We start from the raw sequence: 2,646 nt of genomic DNA, 5'->3' as shown, positions 1-2,646 counted from the left end.
GACCGCCTGATCGTCGGCACGGGCGGTCACGGTCACCGTGGTACCCGGGCCGCCGTGCTTGGCAGCGTTCTGTAGTGCTTCGCTGCAGCAGTAGTAGAGGGCTGCCTCGGTCGAGGTGGGATAGCGGCCCAGTCCCTGTAGCTCGAATCGCACCGGAATCACCGAGTGGGCGCCGAGTGTCGGCAACGCTTCACTCAATCCACCGCTGACCAACAGCGGGGGATAGATTCCGTGGGCGAGCCTGCGAATCTCGGCGATCGAGGTGTCGACGAGTTCGGACGCCTCACCGAGCAGGGCGCCGTGTCTGTCGTCATTTGTGTTGCGCGCCAACCCCAGTAGCACCGACAGCGCGACGAGGTGCTGCTGAGCGCCGTCGTGCAGATCGCGTTCTATCCGGCGGCGCTCCTCGTCTGCGGCGGTGATCAAGCGGGTGCGAGACGCTGCCAGTTCGGCCGCGTGGTCGGCCAGCTTCTGTTCCGAGGTTCGTAGCGCCGCCGCGTTGTTCCAAACGATGACGAGAAGGTGAAAAGCGTTGATCGGCACCGCGACAACGAGGAACGTGGTCTCGACCCACCGCGGCGTCTGGCGCACTGCGTCGGCGATCTCGGTGAATCGCGCCAGCGCGGTCATCGTCAGCAGACACCCTGCAGTCGCCACGGTGAAAGTCAGACCGCGTTGCCATCGGACGTACGGCTCGGCGAATACGACCGGCACAATCGCGATCAGGGCCATCGCCGGCAGCAGGGGCGGCGACACCAACGTCACGAGTGTCGTCGAGATCCAGGTCGCTACGCAGACGAGGGTTATCGAGTTCTCGTAACTGCGTCGCTGCGCCAGGCGCAGTGCGAACGCCAGCGCGACACAGTGCGAGATACCGATCGCCGCGAGCACCAGATACCAGTGCGACCGCAGGATCCACCCGTACTCCAGGAGCGGGAGCACTCCACCGAACGCCGCCCACAGCGCGAGGTGACCTCCGACGAACAGCTGGAAGCGCTCCGCCCGGTAGCGGTTGATCAGATCGTGGCCCAGCAGAGGCGACGACCGAACCGCCGCGTTGAGCAGTACCTGCGGTACCCGCCAGTGCGGTACCGAGTCGTCTGCCTGCGCTGTTCTCAGCCCGCTGTCTGCCACATCCGGCTCAATGACTCAGGAGAGAGGAGCTCCTTTTTCAGGTAGCCCGTCGCGCCACAGGCCGACGCGGCGGCGGGCAGGTCTTCGAGCTCGTACGTCGACATGAGCACCACCGTCAGGCCCGGATGCGCCGCGTGAAGCCGACGCGTGGCTTCGATCCCGCCGATTCCCGGCATGTGGATGTCCATCAACACCAGGTCCGCCTCGGCGGTGCTGATCATTTCGACCGCCGCCTCACCGGTTTCGCATTCGCCGGCCATCAGGAAGCCGTCCGTCGCGTCGAGCGTGGCGGCCGTCGCCCGCCGGAAGCCGGCCTGGTCGTCGACGACCCAGACCCGCACGCACTCCTCCGCCACCGCGCCATCGTGCCCGGCCGCACCGCCCCGGCACCATGGTGTACACACCACCTTTTCCACACGCTTTTCCACACGATCAGGCCGGTCCGTGGTCGTCGAGGAACATCAGGACGGCCTTGACCCGCCTGTCCACCGAGTCGTCGACGGTCAGTTCCAGCTTCGCGAAGATCGAGTTGATGTGCTTCTCGACCGCCCGCTGGGAAAGCACCAGCCGTTGCGCCACAGTGCGATTGGAGAAGCCGGTGGCGAGTTCCCCGAGCACCTCGCGTTCCCTGGCCGTGAGTCGGCTCAAGGCAGGCGCGGATCGAGGTTGAGCGAGCAGCGCCTCGACCACCAGCGGGTCGAGGACCGTCCCGCCGCGGGCCACCTGATGCACGGCGTCGTGCAGCTCTGCGAACTGTGACACCCGTTCCTTCAGCAGATAGCCACGCCCGGCGGTGCCGCCCGCCAGCAAGCCTGCCGCGTAACGGGGTTCGGCGTAGTTCGACAAGACGATCACGCCCATTTCCGGATGTGCCTCACGCACCCAGTGCGCCAGCCGGATACCTTCGTCGGTCGACGTCGGCGGCATGCGGATGTCGGTGAGCAGGATCGTCGGCTGCTTCTCAGCCACGAGGTCGACCGCCGAGTCGTAGTCCTCGGCCTCCCCCACCACGGTCAGCTGGGGATCGCTCGACAACGCGCGGGACACGCTGTCGCGCACGAGCAACGAATCCTCTGCGATGACGACAGAGACCTGATCATTCACGTTGCCCGCCACTCCCCAGTGGTTGAGTTCTCGAATTATCACCCCGGCCGGCTCGCCACCGCGCGATAAGCGCAAGCTCGGCGATAGTTGTGATCGCAAAGGTTCATTGCGCATTCGCCACTGAGGCCACAGAATCACCTCATGGGGGACTCTTTGCTGACCGAACGTGGATCGTCGACGTGTCAGACGTGACACTGGGATCGGGCCCAGGTCCGCTCGCGCCATCAGCCATCCCGAGCGGCGTCGACGATCTCCCACACGCGCTCGCGGACGCTGTATCCGACCTCATCGGAAAGCCCAGGGCGCGCGGCCTCATCCACCTGTGTTCGGCCGTCGGCGCGATCGTGGCGGGCACGACGCTGGTGACCGTGGCATGGACGACGGCATCGCCGAGAGCGGGTTGGGCCA

3 protein-coding genes and 1 pseudogene are annotated in these 2,646 nt (G+C 66.1%); 1 reads left to right on the top strand and 3 read right to left on the bottom strand.

What is annotated here, in order from left to right; translation table 11 throughout:
* From A5663_RS18685 to A5663_RS18675, 3 genes are all read right to left on the bottom strand, one after another.
* Positions 1 to 1,134 (bottom strand): sensor histidine kinase (locus tag A5663_RS18685; protein WP_068152481.1); only part of this gene is annotated, 1,134 nt, incomplete at its 3' end.
* Positions 1,116 to 1,550 (bottom strand): response regulator transcription factor, encoded by a 435-nt coding sequence (locus A5663_RS18680; RefSeq protein ID WP_231976830.1) that lies wholly within the window; start codon positions 1,548 to 1,550, stop codon positions 1,116 to 1,118. The genes A5663_RS18685 and A5663_RS18680, both read right to left, overlap by 19 nt.
* A gap of 16 nt (positions 1,551 to 1,566) precedes the next feature.
* Complete coding sequence (locus tag A5663_RS18675) at positions 1,567 to 2,238, bottom strand: response regulator transcription factor (RefSeq protein WP_068152486.1); 672 nt, start codon at positions 2,236 to 2,238, stop codon at positions 1,567 to 1,569.
* 188 nt (positions 2,239 to 2,426) lie between these two features.
* Here A5663_RS18675 and A5663_RS23645 point away from each other — a divergent pair.
* Positions 2,427 to 2,646: pseudogene (locus A5663_RS23645) on the top strand (hemolysin III family protein); the annotation flags it as partial.

It is taken from the genome of Mycobacterium sp. E740 (assembly GCF_001672895.1).
GTDB lineage: Bacteria > Actinomycetota > Actinomycetes > Mycobacteriales > Mycobacteriaceae > Mycobacterium.
The sequence above is the reverse complement of the archived record's forward strand: the minus strand, read 5'-3'. Positions and strand labels throughout refer to the sequence as shown.